Consider the following 25,525-nt stretch of genomic DNA (forward strand, 5'->3'; position numbering starts at 1 on the left):
CCTCTTAACACTTTAACGTATGAAAGCACTCTAATTCAAAATGGTAAATTTACTAATCACATAGTATATTAAGCTTGTAAGCTATTTATAAGGGGGATTCAAACATGGCTTCAAAAGAAACAAAATTAGAGAGATATGCCGATTTACTGATCCGGGTGGGAATCAACCTTCAGGAGGGGCAGACACTCATCATCAATGCCCCTATCACAGAAGCTGATTTCGTGGCACAGCTTGCCGAAAAAGCCTACGAAACGGGTGCAAAAAATGTACTTGTTGAGTACTCTGATGAAAAACTGACAAGATTGAAGATGGAAAAGGCTCCAGAGGAAGGCCTGAAAGACTTCCCGCTTTGGAAGGCAAAAGGCTTTGTAGAGATGGCGAAAGAAAATGCAGCTGTCCTTAATTTAACCGCTCCAAATCCTACTTTATTAAAAGGTATAGATGCTAATCGTGTTTCCATGGCCAATAAAGCCAGCGGCAAAGCTTTTAAAGACTTCCAGCCATTCATCTCAGGAGGGCGGATCAGCTGGCTGATTGCAGCAGTGCCTTCAAAAGCATGGGCAAAAACTGTTTTCCCTGACCTTAGTGATGAACAAGCTGTAGAGGAATTATGGGAAAAAATCTTTTATACCACCAGAGTCGATCAGGAAAATCCTGTCCATCTATGGGAGAAACATATTGAAAATATGACAAAGAACGCCGATCATCTTAATGACCGCTCATTCCGTAAACTGCACTATAAAGCACCAGGCACGGACTTCACAGTGGAACTGCATCCGCAAAGCAAGTGGATATGCGCTCTCTTCACCAATGACAAAGGAATAGACTTCGTTCCAAATCTTCCGACTGAAGAAGTGTTCACCATTCCAGTCCGGAACAGTGTCAACGGTACCGTCAGCAGCACGAAACCTCTGAATTACAGCGGAAACTTGATTAATAATTTCAGCCTCACTTTCAAGGATGGAAAAGTAACCGAATTCAGTGCGGAAGAAGGCTATGATACGTTAAAAGGCCTGCTTGAAACGGATGAAGGTGCATCATTTTTAGGGGAAATTGCATTAGTACCTCATGATTCACCGATCTCAAACACTGATATAATTTTTAATAACACTTTATTTGACGAGAATGCTTCCTGTCATATTGCTCTTGGAAACGCTCTTTCAATTTGTGTTGAAAACGGTAAAAATATGAGCAAAGATGAGCTTAAAGAAATTGGCTTTAACGAAAGCTTGACTCATGTAGATTTTATGATTGGCTCGGAAAACCTCGATATTGATGGTATACGTGAAGATGGCTCCATAGAACCAATCTTCCGCAAAGGAAACTGGTCGTTTTAATCATCGGCTTCTGAATGTCTCTTTACTGAAAAAGAGAGCTGCATCCTAAAAATAGGATGCAGCTCTTTTAATCTTATTTACCAGAGGAATCCCTTTCAGATCCACTCCCATGTTTGGTACCTTTGCTTGTATAGGGTTTAGCAGCTTTTTTCTTCGCACTTTTCTGCCAGCGGTTCCAGCCTTTTTTCCCGGTGCCTTTTCCTGTTCCGCCGCCTTTGCTCTTGCTCACAATATCAACTCCATTATTTGGTCGTACTATTCATTTTGATTGAAGGTCCATTATATCAGAGATTCACTTCCTTGAACAAAAACAGAAGGAATTTTCTCTTATCCGCTCATACTCCCCTCGCTTAAGAAGAAAGCATTATATGTTTTGCCTTATTTTAAATAGGGAATCAAAAAATTGAAGACTTAGAAAGGAGCGATATAATATGAAGGAATATTACGTTGTACCGAACAAAGATGAAAGCGGCTGGTTTGTAAAAATAGAAGATGTTGCTCCAACATCTCTTTTCAATGGCCAGTCTGAAGCGATTGCGGAAGCTGAGAAGCTTGCAAAAGAGAATCAGCCTGCTAAGGTGCTGGTGGAAAACGAAAACAATGAAGTAGTAAGCGAAAAGACATTTTCATAAAATACAGAAAAAAGGTGCCATTTCAACCATTTTTCGATGGTTGAAATGGCTTTTTTCTTTTGTCTTTTAGAAATACCAAATATTACACCTAATATTACAGAAGAATTTCAGATAAAACATTTTCAAGTCATACATTATCGTTTATGATTAATACATCAGGTATAAAAGGAGAACAACTTCTAATGATAAGCAACCTAACTCGGAAGAAGGCTTTATCAGTCGGGGCTCTGCTCCTGCTGACCTTCTCATTAACTTATATTACACTAAAATCACAGATAGCTGAATCTAAAGAAAATTCTTCAGAGGTGTCCGCCAACATCCCAACAGTATTCGTGCACGGCTATAAAGGCACCTATAATTCATTTAAAACAATGTTATACCGCTTTGAAGAAAATAATTGGGCTAAAAGAGAACTCGTAGTATACGTCTCTGCGGATGGAGAAATTACTTGGAGAGGAACCTTAAGTCCCTCATCCAAGCTCCCTTCTCTCGTGCAAATTGTTTTTGAAAAAAACAAAGCTTCCATTTCTGAAACCTCCTCCCGTTTGCAAAGTGTCATGAAGGAACTAAAAAGCAAATACAACGTCGGCCAGCTCAACCTTGTCGGACACTCCATGGGAGGACTGGTTTCAACGAATTATTTACAACAAACTAATGGAAATCTCCAATATCCAGAGACTGTTAAATTCGCTGTAATCGGAAGCCCCTTTGAAGGGATAGCAAAAGAGTCCTATCACCGTGTCAATACTGGTGAAGCTCTAATTGACTTAAGACCTGAATCTGAAGCTCTTAAGAATTTAGTAGTTAATCGGGAGCAATTCCCTGCTGACCTGGAAGTGCTGGCCATTGCAGGAACAGGAGATCAAGTTGTGGAGGTTGAAAGTGCATTTGCTATCCAAAAAATAGTTCCAGAGTCTAATCTGGAGATGAGCCTCATTGAAGATATGCAAATTGACCACAGCGGCCTCCATGAAACAGAAAAGGTCGATAAAATAGTAAAGAAGTTTCTTTGGAACTAGCGAAAAAGCCTTGATTATTCAATGATCAGGCTTTTTTATTTAGTGCGGAAGGTTCCTTATATGGACAATTGACCTAAATAAAAGAAAACAAGAATTCGTATGGCCTATAGCTCTTTTGACTGCATGGATTCTGGAGAGATGAAATTCGATGAAGCTAGATAGCTCTTCTGATTGCATCGATTCTGGAAATTTGAAATTCGATGCGGCCAGATAGCTCTTCTGACTGCTTCGATTTTGGAAATTTGAAATTCGATGTTGCCAGTAAGCCCTTCTGACTGCTTCGATTTTGGAAATCTGAAATTCGATGTTGCCAGATAGCCCTTCTGACTGCATGGATTCTGGAAATTTGAAATTCGATGTTGCCAGATAGCCCTTCTGACTGCATGGATTCTGGAAATTTGAAATTCGATGCGGCCAAATAGCCCTTCTGACTGCATGGATTCTGGAGAACTGAAATTCGATGCAGCTAGATAGCTCCTCTGACTGCATCGATTCAGGCAAATTATATATCGATGCCGGCTCCCAGCAGTTTTAGTTACTCCCTTTTCAGAAGCAAAACCCTTTCCCCTCCCCCTACTCCAAGGACATGCAATCGCGACAACACACCTATTGGTTTACATAACATTTTTATCATAAACCGAAAAGAGACTGCCAACTACTTGGCAGCCTCTCTTGAAAAACTAATTATTATTCTATCTTGAAGTCAGTCCTTAATAAAATGCCATATTCTTATTCTTGCCTTTGAGGATCTGAAATACTCCATAAGCAGCCAGACCGATTGCAACCAAGCCAAGCATCCACTGGCCAAAAGGCTGCTGGGCAATTTCAGATAGTGCCGCATCCAGTCCTTTCGCATTGTCAGGATTTGTTGTAATGGCGGTTTGGATCAAGAAATAGCCTGTCATACAGAAAACCACACCTCTTGCCATTAATCCCGCTTTTCCTGTTTTCTTTCCGAGCTCGTATTCTTTTTTATCCATTTTGCTTCTTTGGAAAGATTCAGTGAACTTTTCGCTGTATCCTTTATAAATTTCATATAGTCCATATCCAATGACTGCCGCACCTGCTGCACCGACTAACCATTGACCGAATGGCTGAGAAAGAATCTGGGCAGTGACCGTCTGCTTGCTTCCTCCGCTTCCTCCGCTGCTTCCCGCATTGGTTGCAAGTTGAAATGCTCTATAAGCCAAACCTGCATAAACAATTGCACTAAAGATAAAACCGATTCTGATTATTATTCCTTTTGCATCGTGTCCCTTGTTTTGGGGATCAGTAATGGCTTCAACGATCTTCCAAATTACATAACCCGCGAGTCCGATGGCCAGAATCCATAATATGATTTCGCCAAATGGTTTACTCGCAATAGAAGCAAGAGCTCCTTGTGTCCCGGTTGTTTCACCTCCAACCCCGATGGCGGCCATAAATGCCAGCACACCAATCAAAACATATACACTTCCTTTTGCGATGTAACCTGCGCGGCCAAGACCCTTGACCCATGGCTTGGCCTCATGAGCTCCTTTCTTGGCCTGATGCGCACCTTTTTTGGCATGTCCTTTTGCCGTTTCAGTATTCATATACCTGCTCCTCTCGCTTTCTCTTATTTCTATGCTTCTATTTTTGGATTCCCGAATATAGGGTAATGAAAACTTCTCTTTGCTCCGGTATTATAGTTTTAGAGAGAAAAGTAAATACTAATTGAGGAAATCTATTCTTTAAAGAGGAAAAATTTCCGACTATTTCCCCGGAAAGCGCAGAATGCGACAAGAATTGACCCCTCTGGGATATTATGTATATAAAAAGGGAGAATAACAGTGAATAAAGCGATTTTCTTAGACCGGGATGGAGTAATAAATGAAGTTTTGTCGAAAAGAGTGAAGTTCGTCAATGGATTATCTGATATTTTTTATCTGGAAAAGGTACCTGAAGCAGTTGCGATTCTTAACGGCGCCGGCTACAAAATTTTTGTGGTTACCAATCAAGGTGGAGTCGGACTGGGTTACCTTTCTTCTTCGAGGTTGGATGAAATTCATAACAAAATGAAGCAAGACATAGAAAAGCATGGAGGAATTATTGAAGAGTTTTCAAGCTGTGTACATAAACCATATGAAGGCTGTTTATGCAGAAAGCCTGAAGCCGGGATGCTGCTTGATCTTGCGGAAAAACACGAAATTGATTTATTACAAAGCTATATGATAGGTGACCGGGAACCGGATATTGAAGCTGGCCAAAAAGCAGGCTGTTTGACCATCCTGATAGCAAAAGATGATTCGAAAAAAATCGCAGATTACAGCTTCCCCTCCCTCTATCAGGCAGCTAAATGGATTGCCGCAAAAATTTGAGTTTTGCGGTTTTCAGGCACTATTGGTAATTGGTTTAAGGATACTAAGGATCACAGTTTATCCCCCTCTTAATTCTCACGCAGTTGATTGTTTTGCATGAACGAATATACCTTTCTCTGAAAAGAGACTTCTCCCCCATATTAATATTTGAATCTATTAACCTATAAAAGTAAACTGAATAAGTGATGAAATGTTCTTTATTCTTAGATGAAGGAGCAGGAAAATGAAGTTTATTTCTAAAAATGTCACCAAGCTATATAGATTATATTTGGCTTTATGGGTACTTATTGCAATCGGACTCGGATATTTCGCTGCAGGGCTTCCCGGAATCCTTGGCGGTGACGGATTCCGTACGGAGGGTGAGTTTGAAAGGGTCAACGAAATACTTTCTGAAGACTTTGACTTCCCTGAGAACACTCTTCTTCTGCTTTTCCAACAAGAAAACAAAAGCGAAAATGAGTTTGAAAGCGGTATTCAATCCGTACTGAGTGAAATTAATGAGTCTGTCAGTGTCTCTGGAATCCAGTCCCCGCTTGAAGATGAATCATTAAGAGATGGGGGGACGGCTTATGCAGCCATTACCTTCCATCAACCCAGCATCGAGGCTGAGATCAAGAGCATTCAAGAAACAATAGGAGATGAAGAGAATGTAGTATTGACAGGTGGTCCTGTCATTTCTGCTGATATCAATAAAGCCAGTCAGGATGACTTGAAACGTGCTGAACTTATAGGTCTTCCTGTTGCTCTTCTGGTGCTTCTTTTTGCTTTCGGCAGCATCATTGCTTCCATTGTTCCAATCATCATTGGAGCCGTTACTGTCATATCTTCTTTCGGAATATTGACGCTGCTTGGCGAAAATGTGGAGTTGTCTGTTTTTCTACTTAATGTCGTTCCAATGATCGGCCTTGCGCTTAGTATCGATTTCGCTCTCCTATTCATCAATCGGTACAGAGAAGAGCTGATGGAGTCTGATAAGTTGACAGCCATTAAGACGACCATACAGACAGCGGGAAGATCCATCATCTTTTCCGCCGTCTGTGTATTCATCGGATTGGCGGCCATGAGCGTGATTGAGATTGATCTCTTCCAGACCATTGCGATTGGCGGGATGGTTGTTGTATCCATCGCTGTCATCTCTTCCCTGACGCTGCTTCCAGCTGTTTTGATAATTTTAGGGCCTGCTATTAATAAATGGATGGTGATCAAGCGAAAAGAGGATGCATCGAAAGGCTGGCGTGCCTTCGCCCGTTTTGTGATGAAAAAACCATTGTTGATTTCACTCTCAGCCCTGGGTATTTTAATCATAGGGATCCTGCCTATAGGAAATATGAACCTTTCCATACCGGATATCGACTCTCTTCCGGAAAGCTATGAGTCCCGCCAGGCCATTGAAACCATACAGGATACATTCAATACGGATGAAGGCAGCCAGGTGTACGTCATTGCTGAACGTTCCGGCGGCTGGACCAGTGAAGAAGGATTAGAGGAAATAGACAGATTGCTGTCCGAGCTTGGTGAAGATAAAATTGTGGATTCAGTCACATCCATATACACTGAAAGCGGTATCGATTCACCTCAAGCATTATTCGGAGCTCTTCAGGTGCCTGAGACCCGGTCTTCATTGGAACCTGTACTCGATTCTCTTATTAAAGATGATAAACTCCTGATTCCCATTACTCTGTCAGAGCAAGAGTCTTCCGAGGAGGCCAAAGAATGGATCAGAGACTGGTCTTCAAGGGATTGGGATTATTCCCTTTCTTTTGGCGGAGAAGTGAAATTCAACCAGGAAATCTTTGATGAAATTTATGACAAAGTGGCTTTGAGCATTGGGATCATTTTAATTTCAACCTATTTCATTCTGATGATTGCTTTCCAGTCTATCATCATTCCGTTGAAAGCCATTCTGATGAATGTGATCGGTTTGACGTCTACGTTTGGTATACTTGTATGGCTGTTCCAAGGAGGACATTTCGGGCTTCAAGCTTCTGATATCGCACTTGTCCTGCCCGTCCTGGTCTTCAGTCTCGTCTTCGGACTGAGCATGGACTATGAAGTCTTCCTTATTTCCAGGATTCATGAAATCTACCTTCAGACTGGTGATAATACCCACGCAACCATCGAGGGACTGACTTCGACAAGCAAGATTATCACTTCGGCCGCCTTGATCATGATGGTTATTACCGGTGCATTTGCTTTTACGGGTGTGATGCCTGTCAAACAAATCGGCGTCGGAATCGCCATTGCGATTTTCATAGATGCGACGATCATAAGGATGCTCCTAGTCCCTTCCCTTATGAAGCTACTTGGAGATTGGAACTGGTATATCCCATTTTCAAAGAAAATAAAAAAGCAGGAAAAAGTGAAGATTTTTCTGCTTAATGAGGATGCTAGTACAGAGGAATTTTCTGTACTGGCTTTTTTTTAAGGCTCTTTTCGTAAACTTTGTTGCTATTTAATATGTAATTCGGAAAATAATGCCGGAATTCCCCCGAAATATCCTGGTAAGCAAGAAAGAAAAGAGCTACACCCTCCGTTTATAGAGAAAACCTTCGTATCCGGGGAAAAATCCGGCTCTTGGGATTTTTCCGAAAGCAACAATCAATGCGAAAACAGCCTTTTTTATTGAAATTAGAGCAAAATCATGAAACACATCCCCTTCTATGGTAAGGTAGCATGTAGAATGGCCTTGCAGAGCGGGTAGTAGTGGCAGACACTTTAAACTATCATATTATTTATGAGAAGTCTTATCCGTTCTTGAATAACCAAACTTTAGAGCAGAGAGTGGCGGGCATGGCTGACAATCCAGTTATCCTGTCCCCCTGCAGTTTTCTGCAATGCATTTCTACTGCACACAGTTGTGTGAGCTTTTATAATGAAATTATTATCGATGGATAAGGAGGCTGGCAGATGAAGAAAGCCGAATTTTATAACATGATTAAAGCTTCATATCCATTTGACCACTTATCGGATGAGCAGTTGGAGCACTTGGTATCAGATGCGCAATTCCAAAAGTTTGCTAAAAATGAATTTATTTTTCATGAAAAGGAATCACAAGAAGAACTTGATGTCTATTTTTTAATGTCAGGAACAGCCAAAAATGTTCTGCACAGACCTTCAGGCAAGCAGGTATCGCTGCGTTATTATTATCCCGGGGACCTTGTCGGCCTGATGATCCTTTGGACAAGCGGCGACATGAGCTTTTCTGTGCAGGCTATAGAAGAATGCACACTCTTTCGTTTTAACAAAAAAGTTTTCTTCGATATGCTCACCAATAACAAAGAGTTTTCTCAAATCATTTTTGAAAGTGTTGGAAACCGGATGAAAACTCTATATGACGAGATTAAATATAAGGAATCTCAGGAAGAATCAGCTGATCTGTCCCTGTTCAGGACAAAAGTCAATATTTTAATGGAGACACCCGTAATCCTTCCGAAGACCTCTACGATGGAAAAAGCAGCTGAAAAGATGCTGAACGAGGAATCTGAAGCTATCGTCATCTGTGATGAAGAGGGAGCATTAAAAGGACTTGTAACCCAAACTGAAATTCTCCGCTACTTGACCAGCCCACGGGAAGCTCCATATGTAGACGAGTGGATGAATAAGAAGCCTTATTGGGTGCGGGATGAAGCTTTTGCCTACGAAGCCCTTTCCTTTTTTAAATATGAAGGGGCCAAATATGTTCCAGTACTCCGGAATGGCATTGTAGTAGGTTTGCTGACAGGGTTGTCTTTTGTCAATATTCATGATTCCAGCTACCTGGATCTCTCCTACAGTATCCAGTCGGCTTCTAGTACGGAAGACCTTGTTCCCTTATCGCCGATCGAAAACACGACATTCACTTCCTTCATCAGCGGTCTTCTCCTGCAGGACAGTTTTGCTTATAATGTCAGTGAAGTCCTGACGAATTACAATGACCGGCTGTACCGCAAAGTCATCCTTCTGTCAGAAGCGGAAATGGCAGCGGAAGGATTCGGCTCCCCCCTGTCAACTATTGTTTTATTGTGATGGGCAGCCAGGGACGTGGCGAACAGTCCTTTAATACTGACCAGGACAATGGGATAATCCTTGCAGATTATGATCATCTCGCCAATCCAAAAGCAGTGGAAAATTATTTTGAACGATTCACACAAAAGATCAATACAAAACTTGCTCTATGCGGATTTCACGAATGTACAGGGGGAATCATGGCCAAAGAGCTAAAATGGCGCAAATCATTCAGCCAGTGGCAGGCTGCGATTAATGACTGGCTTTATGAAATAGACGCAGAAGAAGTACAAAGCTTTACAATGTTTTACGACTTCAGGCCGATTTTCGGTGACTACAGCCTTGCTGAAGATACCCGTTCCTATATAGCAAAAAAAGCGCAGAAATCCCTGAATCTTCAGCAGCTGCTGAGAAAGGATGCTATCCGCTTCCGTATACCGATCAATGCCTTGGGACGGATCAACCTCAAAGGAAGAAACAAACGTTTTAATATTAAAAAAGCAGGGCTGATGCAAATCGTGAATATGGTTCGAATTCATTCCATCAAACACGGCATTAAGGAAGTCAATACCGTTCAGCGCCTTGATGCATTGAAGGAAATGAAGGTCTTTCACCCGCGAGATGCGGAAAATGCGAAAACAGCCCTTCATTATCTGCTCTACTATCGTTTGAACCAGAACCTTTCGGAACTGGCTGAAAACCACGAGCTGACAAACGAGTTAGAAGTTGAACAGCTTACTAAAGAAGATAAACGAAAACTAAGAGAAGCACTTCAAATCGCCAATCGAATGCAGCAAGTCATGGAGATCAGCTTCAATCGCAACCGGGTGGTTTAACATATGAGTGATGCAAAATTTAATGTGGGATATCGAATAATCAAATACTATCTTTGGCATAGATATCTTTTTAAGAAACAAGTAGAAAAAGAAAAGAAGAATCCTTCTTATCAAAAGTTGAAGCGGATGCTGAAGGAATTTGAGCAAGAAAAACCGCTACTGCAGCAGCAAAAACTGCCGAACTGCACCTTTACCATCTTCGACCTCGAGACCACAGGATTTTTCCCTGAAATCGGGGACGAGATTGTCTCCATTGGAGCAGTCAAAATGCAGGGAGAAAAGCTTCTTGAGCAAAAAACATTTTATGAAGTCATTAATCCTCTGCAAACCGTTTCCGCAGAAACCAAACAGTTTACCGGTTTAAAGCGTAAAGACTTTATCAAAGCGAAAACACTCCCTGTGGGGTTAAAAGAGTTCTTGGACTTCTGTAAAGGCACCATTCTTGTAGCACATCCTGCCTCTTTCGATATCAATTTTCTGCAAAAAAGAATCGGAAAATGGGATCTTCCGGCATTTGATCCCGAATTCATCGACTCTTATGCTCTTGCCAAAGAGCTTCTGGGTGTAGAGGAATGCTATTTAGATGATTTAGTAAAGAGGTTTCATATCAACAAGCGAGCCCGCCATCATGCTTTGAATGATGCCATCATGACAGCGGAGATTTTTCAGAAGCTGCTAAAGTTATGTAAAGAGAAAAAAATTGATACGATTAAAGATCTGCATGAAGTTGCAGGAATTTAAAAAGCAGAGACAGCTGTCTCTGCTTTTATTATACTATTGGATATTCCAAGTACTTGGGGCTCTTTCTGAACAGGGAGAGCAGCTTTTGGCTATTTTGCTTAGATAGATATTTCTTACCTGCCGAGCCAGCCGCCATCCACAGCAAGCAGGTGTCCATGAATATATTTGGATGCCTCAGAAGCCAGAAAGACCGCTGTTCCTTTAAAGTCTTCCGGTTTTCCCCATCTTTCTGCCGGGATTCTGTCCAGTATCTGTTTACTGCGGACGGGATCGTCTATAAGTGCCGTGTTCATATCTGTTGCGATATAGCCGGGAACTATGGCGTTAACATTCACACCAGCCTTTGCCCATTCATTTGAAAGTGCTTTTGTCAGTTGAGCCACCCCGCCTTTTGCTGCTGCATACGCTGGAACTGTGTATCCTCCTTGATAAGAAAGTAAGGAAGCGAGATTGATAATTTTCCCTTCTCCCTTGGGTACCATATAGCGTCCAGCTTCCTGACATAACAGCCATACCATTTTCAAATTAATCGAAAGAACATCATCCCAATCAGATTCAGAAAAGTCAACTGAAGGTGACCGGCGCTGTATGCCTGCATTATTTACCAAGATGTCTATCTTTCCAAAACCTGCGACTACTTTAGGAATCGCTTCCTTTACCTCCGTTTTCTTTTCAAGATCACAAGGGATTATGGTACATTTTCTGCCAAGCTTTTCAATTTCCTCTTTTACCTCTTTCATCTCAAGGTTGCGTTGAAGTAAAGCAATATCCGCTCCTGCCTCTGCCAGGGCGATGGCCATCGACTTGCCTATTCCACGTGTAGCACCAGTGATGGCTGCAACCTTTCCTGTTAAATCAAATAATTCCTTGCCCATATGTATCTCTCCCTTTCAAAAACTCATAATAATTTACTCTATCAAATTAGGAATGAATGTAACCAGTTCAGGGAACATCACAACCAGTACTAATACAAAGCAGAGCACAAGTACAAATGGAATCGCGCTTTTCATAGCATGATCCAGTTTTACTCCTGAAGCTGAACAAGCAACAAACAGGCAAACTCCAACTGGAGGAGTTAGGGTTCCAATCGCAATATTGATGACGATCATAACACCAAACACAAGTGGATCCATTCCGGCTGCCAGGGCAATCGGCAATAGGATCGGAACAAACATAATCAACAGCGCAAGCCCTTCAATGAACATACCTCCAATAATAAAAATCAAATTGATTACCAATATTATGAAGAAGGGACTGTCTGAAACGCTTGTAATAAGATCACTTAAAATTTGCGGAAAATTGTGGCTGACTAGAATCCAGCTGAATAAAGAGGAAGCAGCTATGATCAACAGTACATTGCCGGAAGTAACAATAGCTTCCATAAAAATAGATGGCAATTCCCGGATCTTAATACTCTTATAAACCACCAAACCCAGAATCAATGTATAAACTACAGCGATGACACTTGATTCAGTGGGTGTGAAAACTCCTGTTAGAATTCCTCCAACAATTATGATAGGAGCAAATAATGGCAAAATGGCTTTCTTGAAGCTGTCTGCAAAATATTTTATTGAAAAAGACTTTGCATTTCCAACTCCATACCCATATCTATTGCATATTACCCCTGAAACCACCATAAGTAATACCCCGATTAACAAACCTGGAATAATTCCTCCCAAGAAAAGCTTCCCGACTGAGATACTGGCTATTCCCCCTAACACCACCATGGGAATACTTGGAGGAATAATGATTCCAATTGATCCGGAAGCGGCTTGTAATGCAGCTGCAAATCTTGCAGGATATCCCATCTTCACCATACTTGGTGTCATGACACTGCTGAGAGCGGCCGTATCCGCAGGAGCCGACCCTGATATCCCTCCCATCATCATCCCGGAAGTGACACTCACATAACTCATTCCGCCTTTGGTCCATCCAATGATAGAGTCGGCAAAATTAACGAGCCGTTGAGTTAATCCACTTTTGTCCATTATCACCCCGGTCAGCATAAAGAAGGGGATGGCCAATAATGTGAAGCTATTCATCGAAATGAACATCTTTTGTGGTATCACCAATAATGGTACGGTTCCTTCCCACAAAATGGTGACGATAGCAGCCACACCCAAAGAGATACCGACCGGCACTCCCACGATAAGCAGTAGAAAAAATGCTATGAACAATAATGCAATCATAGTCCCTCCTCCTTTCGTCCGTCTACTATCACTAATATAAGAAATACAATGGCTATCAGACTGGACAGCGGTATGATTGAATAAATGATTCCCAGATTAATAGGGAGTACAGACGCCATGCCAGAAATACTTACTAACATAAATTGATACCCCTGCCATAGTAATACGGCAAAAAAGAAACCTGTAATTAAATGGACCAGTAATCGTAAAACTTTGGAGAATCTGCCTAACCGGTCTGCGATTACTGTGATCGCAATATGTTTCTGTTTATAAACACCCATCGTAATGCCCAGGAACATCAGCCAAACAAAAATATAACGGTCAAGTTCTTCTGCCCAAACCATACCGCTTGAAAACACAAAGCGAAGGACTACCTGTAAGAAAACAAGAGTTATTAGAACTGCCAAAAGAAGCAGTACAGAATAAATAACAAGCTTTTCAAGGATCTGGCCGAATCGGTTTAACGTCCTCAAAAGATCCTCCTCCATTCAAATATGTAATAGAAAGAGGCTAAAATTGCTTCCAGCCTCTTTATTAAAATTTCTGCTATTTTGTATTAATGATCTGCTGAATGAGATCTTCCCCAAATTCATCACTATATTTTTCATATACTGATTTAACTGCCTTTCTCCATTCATCTTTATCAGGGTTCTTTTCGATGGTTAATCCGCCTTCTGTTTCAAGGTAATCTATCTCTTTCTTTTCATTATCACGGATCAGCTTTCTCTCATAGTCTCCTGCTTCCTTTGCCGCTTCCATCAGGGCCTCTTGGTTTTCTTTTGAAAGTCCATCAAACTTATTAGGATTCATAATCAAAAGCATTGAGGTGTAAGTATGGCCATCCATGACCATGTAGTCTTGAACTTCATACATTTTAGAACTCTTTATAGCAAATACTGGACCCTCTTGACCGTCAACCACCCCATGTTGTGCTGCCATATATAGTTCCGAAAAAGGCATTGGAACTGAATTTGCGCCAAGAGCCTCTGTCGTAGAAATCAATACCGGCCATTCTGGAGTTCTGATTTTCAATCCTTTCAAGTCTTCTGGTGACTTCAAAGGCTGTTTGCTGTTCAAGAAGTGCCTGAAACCTGACTCCCAGTAGTTCATCACCTTGAAACCGCCTTGTTCTTCTGCCTCTTTTGCAAGCAACTCACCGACTTCGCCTTGAAGTACTTTATCTACATGCTCAGAATCTCTGAAAAGAAATGGCAGATCAAAAATTGAAAATCTGGGATAGTACTTCGTGACGCTTCCTGATGCCACCAATGAAATATCAACTGTGCCTAATTTCGTTCCCTCAGCCAGTTCCCCTTCATCGCCAAGTTGGCTGCTATGATAAACATCAATTTTAACTTTTCCATCTGTTTTTTCTGAAACCAGTTCTGCAAACTTATCAGCACCGGCATGGAATTGTGATTCTGTCGGCTGGTTATGACCCAATTTCAATGTAATTTCCCCTGACTGACCATCTGAAGCACTACTTTGACTCTTGCCGCACCCCGTTGACCCCATCATTAAAATGACGGCAATAAGTAAGATTAAACCCCTGAATTCTTTTCTCATCATTTCTCCCCCTTTATTGAAATGTTTGTATATAGAACAGCCAAAAAAATAGCTGCAGATACTAAATTGACAATTAGTTTATGTACTATCCAAAATGGAAACGCTATCATTTGTTCTCAAAAAAATTTTTCGCGGTTCATTAATCTTCTAAATTTAGAGATTATATATAATAATTAAGATTATATATAATTTATTAACGCGTGTAAAGGGCTATTATATATAATTTTAATCTTTATATATAATAGCCCTTTATCTTGCCTATTTGGAGACCATTTTCATAATATGTTCTCTAAAAACATGTTTCGCTCTTTCTATATCTTTGTCCTCCAGAGTTTTAATAAGTTCCAGATGATATTGATATACTTCTTCCGGAAGGATTCGTACTTGAGGGTTCAGGATAGTGATGTACCTTCGAATATGGGTGTTTAACATGGTCCAAATCCTCATATAAATATCTACCCCTGCCCACTCAATAATGGTTCTATGAAATTCCATGTCCAGCTCTGACTGAACAGCATAATCCTGTTTCCCATATTTCATCCTGTCAACAATATCGTACAATTCGCCGAAATCTTTCTTTGTCAATTTCGGCAGGATATACTCGATTGCATTTGTTTCTATTTCAGCTCTCAATGAAAACATATGATACATTTCGATCGGATTAATTTCTGTCACGAAAGCACCTTTATACTTGATTGTATTAATAAGTCCTTCTTCTTCCAAACCCCTAAGTGCTTCTCTAACAGGGACCTGGCTGATTCCAAGCCTCTTAGCAACCTCAGTTTCTACAATTCTATCGCCTGGCTTAAGATTATTTTTAATGATGTCTTCCCTCAGTTGCTGTTTCACTTCATCTTTTAACGCAACGAGTGAGCTCCTTTTTTTCACATTCTCCATTTCATCCATCCCTTTATAGAAAAAATCAAACAGCATTTTTAAAATTATTATATATAATCATAATGATTATATATAATAACAGCGATGTATTCAAGTCGTTATCTCTATTATAAAGAAACAAGCACTGGTATAGTACGAATATCCCTTCAAAACTTTTACAATTTTAAAAAATGCCCCTTGAATAAAATTCAAAGGGCATTTTCTATTAATATTTATCGAATTTGACCATTACCAGTCATCATATATTTAACTGTCGTTAATGCAGGCAGTCCCATAGGTCCGCGGGCATGCAATTTCTGAGTTGAAATACCGATTTCAGCACCAAACCCAAGAGCGCCGCCGTCAGTGAATCGGGTGGATGCATTATGGTAAATGGCAGCTGCGTCCACTAAGGTCATGAACAATTTAGCTGTTTCTGCATTTTCCGTGATGATGGCTTCTGAGTGCTTTGTACCATATTGCTCAATATGATCGATAGCATCAGCTGTTGCAGAGACTGTTTTTACAGCAATGTCCAGGCTAAGATATTCGTTTGCCCAATCCTTTTCTCCTGCCGGGGTGCATCCTGGGATGACTTTACAGGCATACTCATCACCATGAGCTTTTATATTATGATTTTTGAGTGTCTGGATGAGGAGGTCTTTATTTACCTCAAGCCAGTCTTGATGAATGATCACTGTTTCCGCAGCATTACAGACGGCAGGACGGTCTGTTTTTGCATTCACTAGAATATCCAATGCCATTTTGACATCCGCTTCTTTATCAATATAGATATGGCAGTTTCCAACGCCGGTTTCTAGAACAGGAACCGTTGCATTATTGACGACTGCGTTTATCAAAGCTCCGCCTCCGCGAGGAATAAGAACATCCACATGCTCTTTCATGGTGAACAGCTGCTGAGTGGCTTCACGGTCAGTCGTATTAATAAATTGAACTGCTTCTCTCGGGATTTTTGTATTTTCAAGGGCATTGTGCATGACATCAACAATTGCTTTGTTTGAAGTGATCGCATTGGACCCTCCCTTAAGCACAATGCTATTACCTGATTTTAATGCCAATCCTGTTGCATCAACCGTTACATTTGGACGCGCTTCGTAAATCATGCCGATTACACCGAGTGGCACTGTCACTTTAGCAACATCCAAACCATTGTCAAGCGTCCAATCACTGACAGTCAAGCCAGTTGGATCTTCAAGCTCAGCGACTTCGCGTAGGCCTTTTGCAAAATCGAAAATGCGGTCTTTCGAAAGTGACAGGCGATCCATGAATGCTTCGTCAAATCCTTTTTCACGTCCGCGGGCTAGGTCTTTTTCATTAGCCTCAAGGATTGTTTCAAACTGTTCTTCCAGTGTTGAAGCGAGTGTTTTCAGTGCTTCATTTTTCTCATCCGTAGTTAGTAGTGATAGTGATTTGGCTGCTTTTTTGGCTGCAATTGCTTGTTCTTCAACGTTAGTTTTGTTTACTGTTAATGTCATCCAATACCTCCACATTTTTTGGTTTTTATAGGTACATTCATTTAATTTAAACATCCGGTTCTGTCCGAACAGCGGTAGTATCAGCATTCAAAGAACTTTTACACTCCAACTGGAATCGGCACTTCTATATGACATACCAGGTGGTCGATTTCAATTGCTGCATCTTCAAATTGCTTCAATTCTTCGTCCGGCATACTGCTGAATTTTTTTAATTCTTCAGAACCATAATTGACGACTCCAAGACCAATTTCTTCTCCGCTCAAATCAGCAATCCGGATGACCGCTCCGCTCTTGAAACGTCCTTTGACAGAATAAATACCCGAAGCATTAAGACTCTTCTTGCTTTCAACAATAGAGGCTCTTGCATCGTTATCGATGGTGATTTCGCCTTCTGGTCCAGAATTAAAGGCGATCCACTGTTTCTTGGTATTTAGGTTGACTACATCTGGTTTCGTTTTAAAATATGTGCCTTTAGCATCTTCTTGTACAGCATCATAGATGATATTGGCTACACCAGATTTTCCAAGGAACGCAGGAATTCCAGAAGCCATAGCGATTTTAAATGCATCAATCTTGGAACGCATGCCGCCGGTCCCGACTGAACTTCCTGGTTCTCCGGCCATATCTTCAATATCCTGAGTGATTTCGTTCACCTCTTCCAGAAGTTCCGCCTCCGGATTCTTACGAGGGTCATCATTGTAAAGACCGTCAATATCAGAAAGAATGATTAATTTATCTGCATTTACCAATCCTGCAACTTTCGCAGATAAAGTATCGTTATCACCGAATTTCAAACGGTCGATTGTCACTGTGTCATTTTCGTTGACAATAGGAATAATTCCTCGTTCAAGCAGAACATTTATTGTGTTTTTAGCATTGTTATATCTGCTTTCATCAGAAAAGTCACTTCTAGTGATGAGAATTTGAGAAGCCACATAACCATTCGATAAGAATAAATCAGAATATGCTTCGATTAACAATCCTTGACCGATAGATGCGGCTGCTTGCTTTTCAGGCAGGGTGCTGGGACGTGTCAGACAGCCTAGTTTTCTATATCCTGCGGCTACTGCACCGGATGATACAAGCAACACTTCATGCCCATCATCTTTCAAGCGTACGACTTCGTCTGTCAGACGCTCCAGCTTTCTGCGGCTCATCTCCCCGTGAAGGCTTGTTAAAGAACTGCTTCCAATTTTGATTACGATTCTTTTCTTAGTTGTGTCCGGAGACATCATATCACTCCTGTTAAATAGTATTTATTGATACTTTACCGCTTTAAAGCACGAAGAGGGACAGTCCTTTTCAGTGCTTTAATGCGTTAATTGACTAAAATTTAATTGCGTTAAGAAGCCTTCCTCAGCTGCATTTTAGAGCTGAGGATAAGGCTGAATTTAATAATTAGTTGGCAACAAGTACCTTTTTGAATTGGGAACTGATTTCTTTTGAACGTCTTTCCGCACCTTTGACGGCTTGAGCGATAGCTTCGCCTCCGCCAAATTTTTCTAGTGCATCCAGTCCTGCTGCTGTGGTTCCATTCGGGGATGTAACATTTTTGCGTAACTGTGCGGGTGTTTCTTCACGCTCCATGATCATTTTCGCCGCCCCCAATATAGTTTGTGCTCCGATCTGACGCGCTACTTCCGGTTCAAGGCCGCTGTCTTTTCCAGCTTTCTCGATATGTTCCATCAAATAGTAGAAGTAAGCTGGGCCGCTTCCGGCAATGCCTGTGAAAATATCCATTTTTTCTTCTTTAATTGTATATACCTCGCCGATCGACTCTAATAATTCTTCTGCAAGCTTCATATCCATATTGGTCGTATATTCTCCTGCGGCAATTGCTGTAGCCGATTCTCTCATCATGCTGGATGTATTCGGCATGACCCTGATGACCTTCTGGCCGCGGGGAAGTCCTTCTTCCATATGTTCTGTAGTAATTCCCGCGAGAACGGAAAGAATAACTGTATGGGGACTGACAAGATCTTTGATAGATTCAAGTACAGTATCAATATCCTTTGGCTTCATAGCCAGGATCAGCATATCTAATTCTTCAAAATTTAAATCATCTTTTATAGTAGCAGTTATATCATATTTTGCTTTCAGTTCTTGTAAACGCCCTAGATTACTTCTGTTTGATACGATAATTTGTTCTGCCGGAATTGTTTTGGATTCAACCATTCCTGAAATCATGGCCTCTGCCATATTACCTGCACCTAGAAAAGCAACCTTTTGTTTGTTTAGCAAATATATCCTCTCCCAATCAGTTCTTTATGTTCGTATTTTTGTTCGCTCTTTTTTCAACGTTTACAATCGTAACACGTAGAAAATCAGAATCAAGTGTTTTGAACAATGTTTAGTGTATATGGTTGAATTAATGAGTGAAAGCGTTACCATCTCTCCTTGGACTATCCAAATAGAGAATAATCCCTGTTTTTCCCACGAGAGGACGTTAAACAAGGATTTTTATTTACTCTTTTTTTCCAGAAGTCTTCTTTGCGGACTTTTTGCAATTCCTATGAAGACGAATATTAGCTAATCTATAATTAGCTGGGAAAAGTACCCTTAAGTCATGGAGCTAAGAAGATAATGGCATAATTAACTGGGAAACGTACCATTAAGTCAAGGGGCTAAGAAGATAATGGCATGATTAACTGGGAAACGTACCATTAAGTCATGGAGCTAAGAAGATAATGGCATGATTAACTGGGAAACGCACCATTAAGTCATGCAGCCTAAGAAGATAATGGCATGATTAACTGGGAAACGTACCAATAAGTCATGGAGCTAACAAGATAATGCCATACACATTTCAATACATCCATTATTTTCGTAATAAGGTCTCCCTTTTGTTTAGCAGCCTTTCGAATCTGCTTGATTCAATGTAAAAGTTGATTTTAGAAGGATAAAGAGTCGACTAAATCGTTTTCAAAAAGCCTTTTGTCCTGAGGAACTTCGATAATTAAAGATTCATATACTTACTTTACAACATTATTTGATGTAGTACCGATGGAGGCACACACTTTTATTGACGGTTTTATTATAAAGCAAGGCTTTATTAGGGGGTAGTTTTCTTATTTCTCAACATTGATTGGAGTGGAAGGTGCACGATCTCCTGCGGGACTAGCGGGACAGATGAGACCCCGCAGGCGAAGCCGAGGAGGCTCAACGCCCGCCCCGCGGAGTCGTGCAGCTGGAACGGAAATCAACACTTTTTCGTGAAAACTGAAATGAAAAAGGCAGAATCCCTCTTTGAAGTGAGGGATTCTGCCTTTAAAATTATTGTTGACTTTTTCAGTACCCGCTCTGCCCAGGTCCTTTACTGATCATTGGTTCAAAAACTCTTGTAATTCTGCTTTATTGGTTTCAAAGTCCACTTCCAGTACGGCACCAGCCTGCTGGTAGTAGCCATCTGTGTAAGAGTCAGCTACAGGGATTGTCAACTTTTCAATATCACTGCTGTTTCCGAGCAGGATATCTTTAACAACACCGATTTGATCCAGCTTGCTCATATTTGTTTCAATATATGGCTGAGCCGCCCCGATCATCTTCGGAAGCTTTGTTACACTTCCAAGGCTGAGGGCTTCGTCTTTGACCGCTGCGATAACTTCCTGCTGTCTTTTCACGCGCCCATGGTCGCCTTCTGCATCGGCACGGAACCTTGCATAGCCGAGAAGTTCCTTACCATTCAGCTCTTGAAGTCCTGGTTGAAGTGATACTCCGATGTTTTCCGACATTGCTTTTTCAACATTCATTTCAATTCCATCCGGAGCCAGTATATCGATGGATTGTTCAAAACCTTTAAAATCGACAATCATATAATACTGAACATCAATATCAAAGTTGTGCTTCAATGTCTCTCTCAGCAAATCCGGGCCTCCAAGGAAGAAAGCTGTATTCAGTTTATAGTTCTGGTAGCCGGGAATTTCCACATACATGTCTCTCATGAAAGAAACCAATTTCGTCTCATTTGTCTTGGGATCGATTTGGGCAATCATCATCGTGTCTGTACGGGATTGTTCTTCACCTCGGCTGTCCACGCCCAGCAGCAGGACATTGATTCTGCCGTTTTTATCTTTGACTCCATTAAAGGTATAATCCTCTTCCTTATGGTTATTTCCTTCTCCCGAAGCCATCTGGGTGCCTTGGTAAAACTGCACAGCTGCGTAACCGACCAGTATTGCTATCATAAATAATAGGAAAAGAACGAGTTTCAATCCTCTTCTCTTCTTTTTCTTTTTATAATCCATACGTGAATTCATACATGCACCTTCTTTTACTTAGGTTCTTTTTGCCTTTCCTGCTTCTGCATCCTGAAAGGGATTCATCATGGGAAATCAGTTGTTTTTTATCTTCTGCATGTTTCTAGTGTATTAGACGAAATACTGCACAAAAAGTTTCACTAGTAAACTACTAAGTGATTGTATAGCATAAAGATAAAAATAACAATACTTATTTTGAGATAGGATAAAAGCGGTATTTCTCTTTCTTTCTGACGTGTCTCTTCCTTATTATATAATACTTTGTACTATTGCTTATATAAAAATAACCCATACAACTAATGGATTCTGTTTTGAAATACAAACTTTTATTTAGCCAAAGGAATGGTGGATTGATTCGCACCCAAAAAGCAATTCTTTTGATCTCCGCGGGGCGTGCGGTGAGGCAAGAGCAGAAGCGGCCGTACAGAGACGGGCAGATTTTAGTGCTCTCGCATGAGATAAAGGTATCACGAAGAGCGATAGCGATTCGATGATCATTTCCTTGGAATTGAATAGCGATACAAACTGGAAGTCATTTAAGCATAAAAGTCCAAAACCCGACTTTTTCTCATAAAAGCCTTTCAACTTATAAGGAAATGAGCTGGATGACTTATCCAATAAAGTGGAATGGCCCCGCTCAGCGGCGTGCAGGCTGGACTGACTCCGCATTATATAAAGGAAACTCAACAAACATAGTGAGTTGATATTGACTTATCGCCAGGAGAGAGACCGAAATTTGCTAGTCGCTGACCGCTGGAGCTGGATGAGCCTCCTCGTCGCGCCTTTAAAAAAGTGGAATGGCCTATGTCAGGCCCGACTGGCAAACATTCCCAAAAGATAAAGGCGGTCTCTCCTCTCTTATTCTCTTTAGGTTATTTGACCCGAGGGGTGGGTGCTGGATCTAGCTTGGGAATGGCGTTCCAGTTGGTACTTAACCTTGGTCTCACCTGTCACCCAGGAGGCCGCTCACCTTCCGATCAATCATTGCTGGATTTTATAATTAACCACTCCTTTATATAGGGCTTGATAGTGTATAGAAAATTGCGCCAAAAGTTTTGAAGAACATTTATCTCTGTCATTTTCTATTTAGGATTCATCATCTATTACCAATGGAACAAATTCACCAGCAGGAATGCCATTAAATCAAAAAAAGGAGTGTCAAAATCAATTCGATTTGACACTCCTTTTGATTAGTAATTGTTAGTTTTGCACTCGAAAGCAGAACCCGTTGCCATACAATATACCTTTTTCATCTCACTTCTTTAAAAAAATGCATTATCCTGTTTTACTGTTGGTTCTCTCAGTAAAACTAGACACCCGTTAATAACTGAACTGTGATTCTATAATATTTTCTTGCCGGCCATTTTTCTTGCTCCTGCCAATAAAACTGGATATAAACCTGTTTTCAAGCTTATAGAGGGCAGTATACAAGGTATCTTCCTTCACATGAAGATTACTTTCCGACCGCTTCTCCATTTCTTTAACAAGTTCAAATTCGTTCAAATCTTTTCATTCAGCAGCAATAACGAGGTACTTCCTTTAACTTATTCCCGATTAAACATTCCTTCACCTATCTAGAATAGTGAGGTACTGATTGGTCATAAATAATTTGAAGGGTTTGTAAAGCAATTTTTCTAACTTTTTTCCGACAAAAGCTTTTTGTGAATCCAAATGGCGGCCATGGAACCATCCCCCATTGCAGTGGAAACCTGTTCAGAGTGAGCGACGATATCTCCCGCTGCCCATACATCCTTAACACTTGTTTCTTTAGAACGGGCATCCGCATTAATATGTTTATTATCCATGATTTCAACACCCAGCTGCTGTGCTAGTTCGGTGTGAACCTTGTTTCCGCCAAATGCGATAAACCCTCTTTCACCTGTGATTTCCACCCCGTTATCAAGACGGACGCCTTTAAAGTCACTATCTCCTTCTACGATTGCTTCTGATATGGTACCTTCTACAAATCTAATATTCATATCTATTAATTTTTTTTCGTTTCCTCAGATACTTCCTTGTTTTCATGATTGACAAAAGTGATTTCATCTGTCCAGTATTGAATGGTCAGCGCCATCTCTGCACCCGCTTCACCAGAACCGAGTATTACGACTTTTTTATGTCTTACTTCATATCCGTCGCAATCTGGACAGACATAGACAGACAGCCCCAGGCACTGGGAAAGGTTTGCGATTTCAGGAATATTATCCTTGACTCCGGTTGCCAGCAAGAGTTTCCGGCCCACATAGTGATAACCGTCTTTTCCATCTAATATAAATTCCCCTTTATCTTTCCTGACATTAACAATCCGGTCCAATTGAAACTCCACACCATAGGTTTCCGCCTGCTGTCTGCCTAGAGAACGAAGTTGTTCACCGCTGACCCCATCCGGCCAGCCCAGCAGGTTATGATAGGAGCGGCAAATGGCCGAACGACCGTCATTCGAATCCACGACCAATATGTCATGTTCATATCTCCCAAGCTGGATCGCCGCCTGAAGCCCCGCTATCCCTCCTCCAATAATAATGCAGTCATATGTTTTTTTCACGAAAGTCCCTCCTCAGTTGGATTTACTCTTGAGCGCAAGTTCTGGCTGCAAAAGCAGAATATTATCTATCCCTGCCTGTCATCCAATCAATAGTTATCATTTTGCTTGTCCTGTATTTTTATTCTTTTCTATACTTTCTTTTTCCTTAGAATCAGTGATTGAAACTCTAGTTTGGAGTCCACCGCATGAGGAGGCAGAACGACCATATTCTCAATAGAAAAGAAAGGTGAAACCAGCTTTTGGATGTCAACGGATGTATGGAGCGAAAAGAACCGCTTCGGCTCAAAGATATCACCTTCCCATATCCCTTCGCTATCGATGCCTCCGTACAACCCCATATAAAAGAGACCTCTTTCTTCCAGCACCTCATGTACATCACGCAGCACATTTTCAATTTCTTTTCTTGGGATATGCAAAAGAGAGTTCATTGCCCAGACCGCACCAAATTTCTTCTCTAGCCGATTCATTTCATCAAGGCTCAACACCTCTGCCTCCAGCCCTTTTCCCCTGCATATCCGTACCATTTCAGGAGAGATATCTATAGCCAGAGGCTGGATTCCATTCTCTTTAAAAAACAAGCTGTCTTTTCCTGGCCCTGCTCCCAGGTCCAAAACAGAGGAACTATTCTCCTCAATCATCCAACCAAGAAAATTTTCTCTTTCTGCAACTTTCCATTCTGGATCCTCTTCTTGGCTTCGCCTCTGTGCTTCAGCATCGTAACTCACTATAAGATTTTCTTTCAAAATTTGATCAATCATCATACCCCTCCAACTCTATTCTTCTCAGGCATCCATGACTTTTCCCTTTAGATTTGGAATCCTAAACATTACACGTCAGAAAGAAATACCGAATCTCAGTATATTTTTATTGTAGTAAGAAAAAATAGGTGATAAAATTCTTTTATCGTTTACCACTTTAATAGACGAAAGTATATACTCTGGGAGTGTGCTATTACTATGAAACAAATTGAAAAAGCAACATTTGCAGGCGGATGCTTCTGGTGTATGGTGAAACCGTTCGACCAGCTTCCCGGAATTGAAGGAATCGTTTCCGGTTATTCCGGCGGCCATGTTCAGGACCCTTCATATGAAGATGTCAAAAAGGGTGACAGCGGTCACTACGAGGTTGTTCAAATCACTTTTGATCCATCCTTATTCTCATATAAACAGCTTCTGGATTTATATTGGCCTCAAATAGATCCCACCGACGACGGAGGACAATTCCAAGATCGGGGAGATTCCTACCGGACAGCTATCTTCTATCATAATGAACAGCAGCGTCAATTGGCAGAGGAAACAAAAAAAGAAATTGAACAAAGCGGTCGCTTCAGTAAGCCGATCGTTACCAGAATACTTCCTTCTGCGCCTTTTTATCCTGCAGAAGATTACCATCAGGATTTTTACAAGAAAAACCCTAAGGAATATAAAGAGGACCGAGCCCAATCGGGACGGGATGAATTTATAGAGAAAAATTGGAAATAGCTACATTCAGTTTTTAAGCAAGAGGGAGAAGCTGCATCAGGCATACTCCCTCTTTTTTGTGTTCAACAAATCCTAAGGACAGATTCCTCCCAGGGTACGAGGACTTTTCTCTTTGAATGGAAAAGCAGCTGTTTAATATTTTACTTGGGAGAATTTGCGGTGATTTATGCTATAAGGCAGTTCATATTTAATACTAACAAGCTTTTAAAAAAGAACCTTTTTATTGAA

22 protein-coding genes and 1 pseudogene are annotated in these 25,525 nt (G+C 41.0%); 9 read left to right on the top strand and 14 right to left on the bottom strand.

The window, feature by feature from the left end; genetic code table 11:
* The first annotated feature begins 104 nt into the window (after positions 1-104).
* Positions 105-1,337, top strand: coding sequence for an aminopeptidase (locus B9Z54_RS15070; RefSeq protein ID WP_113929165.1), 1,233 nt, complete (start codon positions 105-107; stop codon positions 1,335-1,337).
* 73 nt (positions 1,338-1,410) lie between these two features.
* Here B9Z54_RS15070 and B9Z54_RS15075 read toward each other — a convergent pair whose 3' ends face one another.
* Entirely contained in the window at positions 1,411-1,566 is a 156-nt protein-coding gene (locus B9Z54_RS15075) for a DUF3934 family protein (protein WP_113929166.1), read from the bottom strand.
* 202 nt (positions 1,567-1,768) lie between these two features.
* Between B9Z54_RS15075 and B9Z54_RS15080 the strand changes: the two genes are divergently transcribed.
* Complete coding sequence (locus B9Z54_RS15080; protein ID WP_113929167.1) at positions 1,769-1,969, top strand: DUF2188 domain-containing protein; 201 nt, start codon at positions 1,769-1,771, stop codon at positions 1,967-1,969.
* Positions 1,970-2,151: 182 nt separating this feature from the next.
* The gene (locus B9Z54_RS15085) at positions 2,152-2,988 is read left to right on the top strand and encodes an alpha/beta fold hydrolase (protein WP_162785238.1); all 837 of its coding nucleotides are present in this window, start codon (positions 2,152-2,154) and stop codon (positions 2,986-2,988) included.
* Positions 2,989-3,698: 710 nt separating this feature from the next.
* Here B9Z54_RS15085 and B9Z54_RS15095 read toward each other — a convergent pair.
* The gene (locus B9Z54_RS15095) at positions 3,699-4,562 is read right to left on the bottom strand and encodes a DUF1206 domain-containing protein (RefSeq protein WP_113929170.1); all 864 of its coding nucleotides are present in this window, start codon (positions 4,560-4,562) and stop codon (positions 3,699-3,701) included.
* A gap of 237 nt (positions 4,563-4,799) precedes the next feature.
* Between B9Z54_RS15095 and B9Z54_RS15100 the strand changes: the two genes are divergently transcribed.
* The 5 genes from B9Z54_RS15100 (at position 4,800) to B9Z54_RS15120 (ending at position 10,888) form a co-directional block, all read left to right on the top strand.
* Positions 4,800-5,327, top strand: coding sequence for a D-glycero-alpha-D-manno-heptose-1,7-bisphosphate 7-phosphatase (locus B9Z54_RS15100; RefSeq protein ID WP_113929171.1), 528 nt, complete (start codon positions 4,800-4,802; stop codon positions 5,325-5,327).
* A gap of 223 nt (positions 5,328-5,550) precedes the next feature.
* Positions 5,551-7,752, top strand: coding sequence for an MMPL family transporter (locus B9Z54_RS15105; protein ID WP_113929172.1), 2,202 nt, complete (start codon positions 5,551-5,553; stop codon positions 7,750-7,752).
* 482 nt (positions 7,753-8,234) lie between these two features.
* The gene (locus tag B9Z54_RS15110; protein ID WP_113929173.1) at positions 8,235-9,332 is read left to right on the top strand and encodes a cyclic nucleotide-binding domain-containing protein; all 1,098 of its coding nucleotides are present in this window, start codon (positions 8,235-8,237) and stop codon (positions 9,330-9,332) included.
* The gene (locus tag B9Z54_RS15115; protein WP_113929174.1) at positions 9,332-10,147 is read left to right on the top strand and encodes a putative nucleotidyltransferase substrate binding domain-containing protein; all 816 of its coding nucleotides are present in this window, start codon (positions 9,332-9,334) and stop codon (positions 10,145-10,147) included. The genes B9Z54_RS15110 and B9Z54_RS15115 overlap by 1 nt, the downstream gene beginning before the upstream one ends.
* A 3-nt stretch (positions 10,148-10,150) precedes the next feature.
* The gene (locus B9Z54_RS15120) at positions 10,151-10,888 is read left to right on the top strand and encodes a 3'-5' exonuclease (protein WP_113929175.1); all 738 of its coding nucleotides are present in this window, start codon (positions 10,151-10,153) and stop codon (positions 10,886-10,888) included.
* 113 nt (positions 10,889-11,001) lie between these two features.
* On the opposite strand, the gene B9Z54_RS15125 is transcribed toward B9Z54_RS15120, so the two are convergent.
* The 12 genes and pseudogenes from B9Z54_RS15125 to B9Z54_RS15180 all read right to left on the bottom strand — a co-directional run bounded on the left by B9Z54_RS15125 (position 11,002) and on the right by B9Z54_RS15180 (position 24,574).
* Positions 11,002-11,763 carry an SDR family oxidoreductase gene (locus tag B9Z54_RS15125; RefSeq protein ID WP_113929176.1) on the bottom strand — a complete coding sequence of 254 codons (762 nt, stop codon included), beginning with the start codon at positions 11,761-11,763 and terminating at the stop codon, positions 11,002-11,004.
* Between the two features lie 33 nt (positions 11,764-11,796).
* On the bottom strand, positions 11,797-13,077 hold the full coding sequence (locus tag B9Z54_RS15130) for a TRAP transporter large permease (RefSeq protein WP_113929177.1): 1,281 nt from the start codon (positions 13,075-13,077) through the stop codon (positions 11,797-11,799).
* Positions 13,074-13,550 carry a TRAP transporter small permease gene (locus tag B9Z54_RS15135; protein ID WP_162785240.1) on the bottom strand — a complete coding sequence of 159 codons (477 nt, stop codon included), beginning with the start codon at positions 13,548-13,550 and terminating at the stop codon, positions 13,074-13,076. The genes B9Z54_RS15130 and B9Z54_RS15135 overlap by 4 nt, the downstream gene beginning before the upstream one ends.
* A 73-nt stretch (positions 13,551-13,623) precedes the next feature.
* Positions 13,624-14,643 carry a TRAP transporter substrate-binding protein gene (locus B9Z54_RS15140; protein ID WP_162785241.1) on the bottom strand — a complete coding sequence of 340 codons (1,020 nt, stop codon included), beginning with the start codon at positions 14,641-14,643 and terminating at the stop codon, positions 13,624-13,626.
* A 258-nt stretch (positions 14,644-14,901) separates the two neighbouring features.
* Positions 14,902-15,540, bottom strand: a complete 639-nt coding sequence (locus tag B9Z54_RS15145; protein WP_162785242.1) for a GntR family transcriptional regulator — start codon at positions 15,538-15,540, stop codon at positions 14,902-14,904.
* A gap of 212 nt (positions 15,541-15,752) precedes the next feature.
* The gene (locus tag B9Z54_RS15150; RefSeq protein WP_113929181.1) at positions 15,753-17,015 is read right to left on the bottom strand and encodes a glutamate-5-semialdehyde dehydrogenase; all 1,263 of its coding nucleotides are present in this window, start codon (positions 17,013-17,015) and stop codon (positions 15,753-15,755) included.
* A 98-nt stretch (positions 17,016-17,113) separates the two neighbouring features.
* Complete coding sequence (proB, locus tag B9Z54_RS15155) at positions 17,114-18,247, bottom strand: glutamate 5-kinase (RefSeq protein ID WP_113929182.1); 1,134 nt, start codon at positions 18,245-18,247, stop codon at positions 17,114-17,116.
* A gap of 166 nt (positions 18,248-18,413) precedes the next feature.
* Positions 18,414-19,256: a pyrroline-5-carboxylate reductase gene (gene proC, locus B9Z54_RS15160; protein ID WP_113929183.1), complete on the bottom strand. Its 843-nt coding sequence runs from the start codon at positions 19,254-19,256 to the stop codon at positions 18,414-18,416.
* 1,079 nt (positions 19,257-20,335) lie between these two features.
* Positions 20,336-21,271 carry an LCP family protein gene (locus tag B9Z54_RS15165; RefSeq protein WP_113929184.1) on the bottom strand — a complete coding sequence of 312 codons (936 nt, stop codon included), beginning with the start codon at positions 21,269-21,271 and terminating at the stop codon, positions 20,336-20,338.
* Positions 21,272-22,591: 1,320 nt separating this feature from the next.
* The gene (locus B9Z54_RS15170) at positions 22,592-22,774 is read right to left on the bottom strand and encodes a hypothetical protein (RefSeq protein ID WP_481747799.1); all 183 of its coding nucleotides are present in this window, start codon (positions 22,772-22,774) and stop codon (positions 22,592-22,594) included.
* Between the two features lie 131 nt (positions 22,775-22,905).
* A pseudogene (locus B9Z54_RS15175) lies at positions 22,906-23,816 on the bottom strand (NAD(P)/FAD-dependent oxidoreductase).
* A gap of 128 nt (positions 23,817-23,944) precedes the next feature.
* The gene (locus tag B9Z54_RS15180) at positions 23,945-24,574 is read right to left on the bottom strand and encodes a class I SAM-dependent DNA methyltransferase (protein WP_240189948.1); all 630 of its coding nucleotides are present in this window, start codon (positions 24,572-24,574) and stop codon (positions 23,945-23,947) included.
* 207 nt (positions 24,575-24,781) lie between these two features.
* On the opposite strand from B9Z54_RS15180, the gene msrA reads away from it, so the two are divergent.
* Positions 24,782-25,297, top strand: coding sequence for a peptide-methionine (S)-S-oxide reductase MsrA (gene msrA, locus B9Z54_RS15185; RefSeq protein ID WP_113929396.1), 516 nt, complete (start codon positions 24,782-24,784; stop codon positions 25,295-25,297).
* Positions 25,298-25,525: the final 228 nt, after the last annotated feature.

The organism is Bacillus sp. P14.5 (genome assembly GCF_003316765.1).
In the GTDB taxonomy this organism is placed as follows: Bacteria; Bacillota; Bacilli; order Bacillales; family Bacillaceae_B; genus Rossellomorea.